The following is an 8,872-nucleotide window of genomic DNA, read 5'->3' as shown; positions in this document are numbered from 1 at the left end:
CGAGCTGATGTGATGATATTCCATCATCTATGTATTCGCTGGCAATGATACGTTTCAGCTCTGGGCTGTATTTGGACATAAAAGTAACCCCCAATAATTGGGTGTCCAACTATTGGGGGTCACTTCAGTCCAGAGGCTTTGTGTTTGTGGTGCTTGGACTCTTTATACTGCCGGTTTTCTTCCAGGATAACGGCGTCTGGGGAAGTATTCTGATGGCTGAGGTTTTGACCCTTTTGATCAGCGTCTACACAGCCAAGCGCTTTTTTACAGCGAACCAGCCTGGCGCGCTTGCGCTGAATAACTGATATTCAATTATTGATCTGGAGAGTACAGGATATGTCATATCAACTGATCACCATCGGCACCATCAAGACCCCTTATAAGTCATTAAATGAGTGTCCATTCAATGTTGATAATATCAATGGAGCACTGTGCGAGTTGATTCTGAAAGATGAGTATGCGGTGGGTTTAACCGGTCTGGAGGCTGGCGAGTTTATTGATATCCTCTACTGGCTGGATGGTTCTGTAAGAGAGGTCTCCCTGGATACATCCCATGGCCCCAATGCGGATGACAAGCTGTTTGGAACCTTTAGTCTGCGTACACCTGTTCGGCCCAATCCTATTGGTCTTGCCAGGCTGGCTATTGTTGAGATTGAAAAGGGCGTCGTCAAAGTAAGAGGGCTTGATTGTCTGAATGGCACACCGTTAATTGATATTAAGCCTTCTATTCTCTAATCACTTAAAACCTTCATCGCAAAAAGGCCAGGTTCAAGCTTCATTCAAACTCTGGCCTTTGTGCTTATCTCAGTATCTGAGATAACTTAGTTTTTGAGAGCTTCTGCGTCTATAACAACCCGATGATTACTGACTCGCCGTCCACCTGATGACAGGTCGCTTTATCAATGATGGTGGCAGGAAGGTAATAATCAGGCACAAACCTTCAGTGTTTGCTGCTGCTCTGGCATTGAGATCCTAAACCGTCGAATTGCATCCTGTGCCGTTAAATTTTTCTGACGTTTACCCCAGTTTCTCAATGTTGAAAGCTGGCAAGGGCGCTCATCTCTCTGTGGATTAAGCACTGTGCTACTCAGATAAAAATGACTGCTATTGGAGCATCTTTGTGGGGAGTTTTGCGCTATGTTGAGCTGATAAAAAGCATGGCATGTTTGCTTAAACCCCATTGGGGAGCCTGCTCCTCCAAAGCCGAGTGTCAATTGGTTATTGATTCTGCTGGCATTGGCAATAGAAGAAAAAACATTACGGTTGGACGCAAACGATACGATGTCGGAATGGAAGTCTGGTTTAGCGTCTACAAGCTCATCAGCGCTGATACGTTCAATTGCGATATGCTGAGAGTATTCATTTACCAGGCTCTTCAGCATCTGCGCTTCATGGGTGTCTGCGCCAGTCTGTGAAAAGAGCCTGAAACAACAGATTTCGCCATATTGACTGAGTTCGTCAATAACTTCAGTAATGGAGGCCGGCGCGATGGTGTTGCTATCCAGATAAACGGTGATTTTTCTTTTCGTTGTCAGGTACATGATTAACAGGGCGTGCTAATGATCTGCGTATATTGGTCATTGGTTGTGTTATTGCGTGTCGTATTAGAGCTCGACTTTTATGCTGATCATGGAAAAGGTATCAGTGAGGCAGAGCTCTATTCTGAAGCTATCAAAACGGTAATATCTCCTGAGGCGGTCCGGTCTTTCATGGATAAATCATGTGTGCAGTTTTTTTTTGCCAGATTGATACGTGGCGCTTTACAGAGTGAGATGCTTCGCCCATCTCCGTAAGTTAGATACGGAGCTGCAGCTGGCATCTTGCGTGTGTCTCTGTCTGGCATCATGGATACAGAGACACTATCAATGCCGGTTCCTGACATGCGTAGTGGTGAGGGCTGATGATTAATGGCCGTTGGTACGCTATGCAGCTGTACTCTGGGAGGAATAATCAGAGTGACAGTAAATGTTGCGCTGGCTTGGCTCATGGCCATGGCATTGCTGTTCGCCATAAAAATCAACAGGCACAAAATGATGAATGCCGGGGTGATGGCGACAGCAATTTTGTTCTGTGGTGATTTCGTGGCTGTATGCATATTGCCCTCGGCGTTTTGGTACAGCTAGATGGTTTTTGAGGGCTGGTAGCGCGAATGCCTTCGAGCACGTCAATTTTCCCATGCTGAAAGCGGCGCTAATTGTGATGCATTGACACAATCTGAGATATTTGGAAAAAATCGAAAGTGAGATTCGTTCAGATACGAGGTTTTGGGTGTAGACTCCGAATTTTATGGTGCGGGTATGTGGTGGAGTTTCTATCGAAGCTGTCGTTTATTGTTTTTATATCTGTGGATAATGCCTAAGGCGTTTTTCTGATAACGGTATAATTCGTGAAGGCGTTTCGTGCATATGATGAAATATGGATGTTGATATATGCATATTTCATCGAGAATATTGACTTATGACGCTGCTCAGCTATTAAGGTGATTATTTATTGTGCGGTTGCGAGAATTAATCAGCAGCACTGATAAGGCAGAGTGATTTTCACATTGAGCCCACCTTCTTTTCGATTGTGGAGAGATATTTCTCCATGGTGGGCATGGAGAATGTTCTGAACGATTGCCAGCCCCAGGCCAAGGCCTCCTGTTTCACGGCTTCGTGATTTTTCAGAACGGAAAAAAGCCTCAAATACTCGCTCTATCTCGTTGTCATCAATCCCCGGCCCGTCATCATCGATATTGATCACAACATGTTGCTCTTCCTGCAGGAGCGATATGCGAGCTCGGTGGCCGTATTTCACCGCATTCTCAATCAGGTTACGTAGGGCTCGTCCCATTCCGACAGGCTGGCAAATAATAGCTATAGGAGCTGCCGCAGGAGAATAGACAACGTTCTGTCCCATCTCTTGAAAGTCTTCACTGAGACTTTCAAGCAGTGCGTTGATATCGACTCTGCGAGGTTGCTCAACACGTTGATTTTCCCGAATAAATTGGACGGTGGTTTCAACAATATTCTGCATCTCGCCAATGGTTGATAGCAGGCGGGTTTTGGTTCGTGAATCCGGCAGCATCTCAGTACGAATTTTCAAGCCAGTCAATGGTGTACGGAGATCATGGGCAATGGAAGCCAGCATGCCAGTGCGCTCTTTCATATAAAGCACCAGGCTGTTATTCATGCGATTGAAGGCGCGAATGGTTCTGCGAACATCTTCAGGGCCGGATTCTTCCAGAAGCGCAACGGATTCCCCCTTACCCAATTTGTCTGAAGCGATGGCAAGGCTTTTCAACGGCCTGGTAATACGCCGGACGAGTATCAGTATGGCAATGAGCTGGAGAACCCCGAAGATACTCAGGAAAAGAATGGTGTCATGGTCCAGATATATTGGTGCGACAGGAGCCATGGAAAAAATATTGAGCCATTGCTTATTCGGCAAAGGGATAGAAACGGCAACCAAATAGATTTCGGTTCCCATGTCAATTCGTTTCTTCCCCTCTTTCAAGGAGGTGATACACGGTTGGGCTTCGATCGAAAGGTTGGCCAGACAAGCTTGTTTCCATTCGTCCAGCTTATCTCCTGAGGCAACCAGACTTCTGATTTGATTGGAATATTGACTGCCAAGTCGGCTTTCCAGTAGTTTGCTCAGAGCGTCATCATCCTTATCGGAGCCATCTTCGGTGAGGTAAGGGTGAGAGTTAATGCGAAATATGGCGAATGGGGCGCTGGCTGCATCACTCATAATGTCGTAATTGGAAGGTGATGTCGCAACGAGTTTTTGCGTGAGCAGAACTGTGCGGTCAATGAACCAGCCTTGGGTTGAACTTTGAAAGTAAGATTTGTGGGCTGCATTCATCATTGCGGCGGTAATGACTTGTGCCAAGAATAAAACCACAAGACTGGCTACGATCATCTGCGTAGCCAACCTGTCCCGGATTCGGACCTTGGAGTCTGTGGTTTGATATGGCATCAGACTGGCATAATTTCCGCTGTCAGCATGTAACCGCCACCTCTAACCGTTTTGATGAGGGAAGGGTTTTTAGTGTCCTTCTCCAACTTACGACGCAGACGACTCACCTGATTATCAATGCTGCGGTCAAACGGCAGAACTTCACCATCCTGAGTGAAGGCCAAAAGCTGCTCGCGGCTAAGTACTTCGCGTGGATGGCTGGTAAAGGCTGAAAGCAGCCGGTATTCAGCAGTACTGAGTGGTGTAACCAGTTCACTCTCGTCTTCAAGCTGACGCAGATTGTTATCCAGAATCCAGCTGCCAAAACGTACACGATCATTATGGGATGACATCTGATTCAGAGCTTCGTGATGTCCTCGACGCAGAACGGCGCGAATGCGAGCCAGAAGCTCACGGGTGCTGAACGGCTTACAGAGATAATCATCAGCACCGACTTCCAGACCGGCGACCCGATCGGCTTCTTCATCCATCGCGGAAAGAATAATAATTGGCGGGCCGCCCACGCTGCGAACATAGCGGCACAGGGTCAGACCATCTTCTCCGGGGAGCATCTGATCCAGAACGATCAGATCAATATCATCATGGTTTTCCAGTGCCTCACGCATTTCGGCACCGTTTTCTGCCGTTGTGACGCGCATGCCGTGCTTACCAAGATACTCGCTCAACACATCGCGAATATCATAGTAATCATCTACGACCAGAATATGTTCACTTTGTGCCATTACAACAGCTGCTCATAAATACGAAAACATCCCCCCTGACGGGCGGTATTATAGTCAAGGCCTACCGAACTCAGACAATTCTGGCTTTGGACATACGGATCCAAGGATCAGGATGGCGTACTTTAGCGGGTGTCTGATTCACACCATATGAGGATATACCCGTTTATCAATGAGGGATTTTCCTGTTGGGAGAGGCGGTGGTGGTGTCTGTGTGATTTTTTATTTAAGGCGCTGAAGAATCTGGTATCCGTCACTGGGGGCGCCTGCATAGGCGCCCATAAATGATGGGTAGTGCATGGGAATCGCCGTAAATAAAAACTGAAAGAATGTGATACCTGCAATGCAGAGCAGCAGTCCACTTAGTTCGGCTGAAGTGGAAAAACGGAAATAGACAAATATACAGGTCATGGAAATGAGCAAGGAGGTCAATGGGCCTGCAATCAAGGCCAGCAAGGCTGTTCGTTGAGTCAGGCTTTCCTCCCAATAACAAAAGCTGGTGCTGATAGTGGGAGAGAGAGAAATCTTTAAATTATTGAAAGTCAGTGTCAATGGACTGTCTCCCGTTCCCATTACAATATGGGCTTTATTGCCAGAGGCAAGTATGGGGAGAGCATGACCCAGCTCGTGCAGGAATGTCATCAGAGGCATCACCAGTAGGCCAATGATCGCAAAGCCAAGAAAGTACCCCGCAAATACAACACTCACTTTATCCATACGCTATTGAGTCTCTACCGACTTTCCCTGCTGCACAGAACGCTTAGATGGCAACCGAATAATAAAAAGGAAAGAAATATAGAGAGCAATAAGAACGGGACGGTCAAAAGTATACAGTGGAGCATCTCTGGCAAGATTCTTACCCAGCAGATAGCCAAGAGCGAAGAGAGACACAATAATACTGAGGGAGCGTATTAAGTGGGAGAATTTGAAAAACGCTGCTGGTGCTTTCAATACAACATCCTTTTATTTTTTAGGTCTGGGTTCCTTCAGACTTTTATTATTCACTCCATCAATGAACGACAGATAATCTAAGACTGTCGTTCATTGGGTGTATAGAATTTATACAGCACTCCTGTGGCGGTTGTAAATGTACAGTGCCGTCATAACATCCAGGTGTGCGCCACCACCATTTTTAAACAGAGTGATTTCCTGATCATTTTGCCTCCCGGGTGTTCCGGCGCATAGATCATAGAAGTCCGCAATAATATCGGCTTCGCTAATGGTTCCCTGTTCGAGAGGGATTCTGATCTCACCAATATCATGCAGAGTCGTTTCTCTGGCATCGACAAATAGACGCGCTTTGGTGATCAGGTTATCCATCGCCTCACGCATATCCGGTCGGAATGCACCAATCAGGTCAATATGAGTTCCGGGCTGTACCCAGTCGCCATTGATAAACGGCTCAATGGACATGGTGGCAGACGACACTATATCGGCACTGCGAATCGCCTGTTCCAGATTCTGTGTGGCGATCACCGGGCGTGAGGGCGTGGAATAGCGTGCCGCAATATCCTGAGCCTTGGCAAAGGTGCGGTTCCAGAGAACAATCTGTTCCAGATTTGGGAATGCTTCGCTGTAGGCTTCAACCAGAGATTCAGCCACAGCTCCAGCCCCAAGAATCACCAGCGTGCGGCTATCCTGACGGGCCAGAAAGTGGCTGCCGAGAATGGAATCCCCCGCTGTTTTCCACTTGGTCAGAAAGGTGCCATCAATAATCGCTGTGGGTAAACCGGTACAGTCTTCAAAGAGGGAAAAGACGGCATTTACATTTGGCAGAGGCTTGGCCAGGTTCTGGTTGTTGGGAAAGATGGTGGCTGTTTTCACGCCCATGCCTTTCCCGTTAATCCAGGCTGCACGGTTCAGCAGGGATTTGCCATCTTGCTGAAACAGTATGTCGTCTATCTGGGCGCGTTCAGCCTTGTGTCCATCTGCCAGAGCTTCCATCACACCCCGCCAGCTCAGCTGGTGTTCACAATCCTCGGTGGTGATCAGAGGGATATTTTTCACGGGTGTATCCTGTTGTTCTTTTGATTCGTTTAAGCGGTTAAATCCTAGGGTCTGTTGGCGTTTCGTGAGCCGTATCACGATACGTCAACAGACCCTAGGCCAGGTATCGCTGATGCGGTAACCCTCTGGCCATGGATCGCTTGGATCCAGCATGTGCTGGTGGGTTCCGGTAATCCACGCTCGTCCGGAGATTTCCGGCGTAATAGCGGGCTTATCTCCAACCATGGTGGTACCCACAATTTTTCCCGAGAAGATGGAATCAATCACGGAACTCATGGTCAGCTTTTCACCTTCCTGCATCTGACCTCGGGCATACATCACGGCCAGTCGGGCAGAAACACCGGTGCCGGTTGGTGAACGGTCGAGCTTGCCAGGCTGGATCACCACGGTATTACGCATAAAGTGCTCGTCGTCTTTCTTTACCGGTGGCGTAAACAGCTGGCAGAAGGAGATATGGCGCCAATCAGGATTTGTCGGATGATGGAAGCCCAGCTGCTCGTTGGCGGCATTGGTGATACGGATGCCGGTTTCTGCCAGTTCGCGAGCTTCATGGGGAACAATCTCAAAGCCCAGCTTGCGGGCATCGGCCATTACAAAGCTGTCACCACCAAAGGCCGTATCGACTGTGAGCGTGCCCAGACCTTCTACTTCCAGTGTTGCATCCAGACGATCCACAAACGATGGCACATTACGGATAAACAGTCGTTCAACCTTGCCTTCACGACAATGTGCGGTAACCCGTACCAAACCACCCGGTGCCTCCAGTGTGAGATGGGTCACGGGTTCATTCATGGGGAGAATACCGGTTTCCAGCAAGACCGTAGAGACACACATGGAGTTGGAACCAGACATAGGCGGTGTATCTTCTGGCTCCATAATAATCCAGCCCATCTGGGCTTCCGGATTTTTGGGTGGAACCAGCAGGTTTACATGGCGGAACACGCCGCCACGGGGTTCGTTGAGAACAAAGTTACGCAGAGTGTCGTCTTTGGCGATAAACCGGGACTGCTCCCACAAGGTTTCGCCGGGAGGCGGTGCTACGCCACCGACAATGACATCGCCTACTTCACCTTCAGCATGACAACTGACGACATGAATCGTTTTACTGCTTTTCATTATTCTTGGTATCCGGTCTGTCAGGTGACGATAAAGCCGTGGGCAAACGGGTCACGATCATCAATATAAATGGTGTTGTTGCCGGTCACCCGTGCCCAGCCTGCGATAGATGGCACGATAGCGTCGTATTCACCGACCTTAGTGAGTTTCTCTACCCGCCCTTTGAACAGGGAGCCGATAATGCTTTCATGGATAAAGTCATCTCCTTCCCCCAACTTACCCTGTGAAGCCCACTGGGCCATGCGTGATGAGGTTCCGGTTCCACAGGGTGAACGGTCGATGGCTTTATCACCATAGAAAACAGCGTTGCGAGCCGTGGCTTCCTCTTGGGTCGTTTCGCCGGTCCAGAGAATATGGCTCAGGCCTCTAATCTCCGGATGCTCAGGGTGGACAAAATCATACTTCTCATTCAGAGCCTTGCGCAGACGCGGGCTGAACTGAATCAATTCACTGGCTGAATAGTCGGACATATCCCGGAAGTTCTTCTGGGGATCAACAATGGCATAGAAGTTTCCGCCGTAGGCCACATCGACGGTAATCTCTCCCAGCCCTTCACAATATGCGGTCAGTCCGGTCTTATAAAGGAAGGCCGGAACATTGGTCAGCCGCACCTCTTCTATATACCCATCTTTTTCCGTGTATTCCGCGACCACCAGGCCAGCAGGTGTATCCAGTCGTACAACACCGGGCTCCTTTGGTGTGATCAGGCCATTCTCCAGCGCAATGGTGATTGTTCCAATCGTGCCATGTCCGCACATCGGCAGGCAGCCGGAGGTTTCTATAAACAGTATGGCGACATCACAGTCCGAGCGGGTCGGTGGATAAAGGATGGAACCGGACATCACATCATGGCCACGGGGCTCGAACATCAGGCCGGTACGAATCCAGTCATACTCTTCAAGAAAGTGTGCCCGCTTTTCCAGCATGGTCTCGCCGGTCAGCATTGGACTGCCGCCAGCAACGACGCGCACAGGATTGCCACAGGTGTGACCATCAATACAGAAAAAGGTATGTCGTGCCATGTTTACTCGTCTCCCTCGGCATTGTGACCAAAGTACTAGCAGGTTAGT

The 8,872-nt window shown here is 48.8% G+C and carries 9 protein-coding genes; 1 reads left to right on the top strand and 8 read right to left on the bottom strand.

What is annotated here, in order from left to right; translation table 11 throughout:
* The first annotated feature begins 336 nt into the window (after positions 1-336).
* Positions 337-735, top strand: a complete 399-nt coding sequence (gene tsaA, locus EHSB41UT_RS09145; protein WP_087108955.1) for a tRNA (N6-threonylcarbamoyladenosine(37)-N6)-methyltransferase TrmO — start codon at positions 337-339, stop codon at positions 733-735.
* Between the two features lie 191 nt (positions 736-926).
* Here the strand turns inward: tsaA and EHSB41UT_RS09140 are convergent, their stop codons facing one another.
* The 8 genes from EHSB41UT_RS09140 to EHSB41UT_RS09100 form a co-directional block, all read right to left on the bottom strand.
* Positions 927-1,541: a hypothetical protein gene (locus tag EHSB41UT_RS09140; RefSeq protein ID WP_087108953.1), complete on the bottom strand. Its 615-nt coding sequence runs from the start codon at positions 1,539-1,541 to the stop codon at positions 927-929.
* A gap of 116 nt (positions 1,542-1,657) precedes the next feature.
* On the bottom strand, positions 1,658-2,095 hold the full coding sequence (locus EHSB41UT_RS09135) for a hypothetical protein (protein ID WP_087108951.1): 438 nt from the start codon (positions 2,093-2,095) through the stop codon (positions 1,658-1,660).
* A 416-nt stretch (positions 2,096-2,511) separates the two neighbouring features.
* The gene (locus EHSB41UT_RS09130; RefSeq protein WP_165767197.1) at positions 2,512-3,903 is read right to left on the bottom strand and encodes an ATP-binding protein; all 1,392 of its coding nucleotides are present in this window, start codon (positions 3,901-3,903) and stop codon (positions 2,512-2,514) included.
* 56 nt (positions 3,904-3,959) lie between these two features.
* Entirely contained in the window at positions 3,960-4,682 is a 723-nt protein-coding gene (locus EHSB41UT_RS09125) for a response regulator (RefSeq protein ID WP_087108947.1), read from the bottom strand.
* A 219-nt stretch (positions 4,683-4,901) separates the two neighbouring features.
* Positions 4,902-5,396, bottom strand: coding sequence for a hypothetical protein (locus tag EHSB41UT_RS09120; protein WP_087108945.1), 495 nt, complete (start codon positions 5,394-5,396; stop codon positions 4,902-4,904).
* Positions 5,397-5,738: 342 nt separating this feature from the next.
* Entirely contained in the window at positions 5,739-6,686 is a 948-nt protein-coding gene (locus tag EHSB41UT_RS09110; protein WP_207626600.1) for an ornithine cyclodeaminase family protein, read from the bottom strand.
* An 84-nt stretch (positions 6,687-6,770) separates the two neighbouring features.
* Complete coding sequence (locus tag EHSB41UT_RS09105; RefSeq protein ID WP_087108942.1) at positions 6,771-7,802, bottom strand: trans-3-hydroxy-L-proline dehydratase; 1,032 nt, start codon at positions 7,800-7,802, stop codon at positions 6,771-6,773.
* 20 nt (positions 7,803-7,822) lie between these two features.
* On the bottom strand, positions 7,823-8,824 hold the full coding sequence (locus tag EHSB41UT_RS09100; protein ID WP_087108940.1) for a 4-hydroxyproline epimerase: 1,002 nt from the start codon (positions 8,822-8,824) through the stop codon (positions 7,823-7,825).
* Positions 8,825-8,872 lie beyond the last annotated feature (48 nt).

The sequence above is a fragment of the Parendozoicomonas haliclonae genome, assembly GCF_900174585.1.
GTDB lineage: Bacteria > Pseudomonadota > Gammaproteobacteria > Pseudomonadales > Endozoicomonadaceae > Sansalvadorimonas > Sansalvadorimonas haliclonae.
Note: the sequence above shows the minus strand (reverse complement) of the source record. Positions and strands in the feature narration are given on the sequence as shown.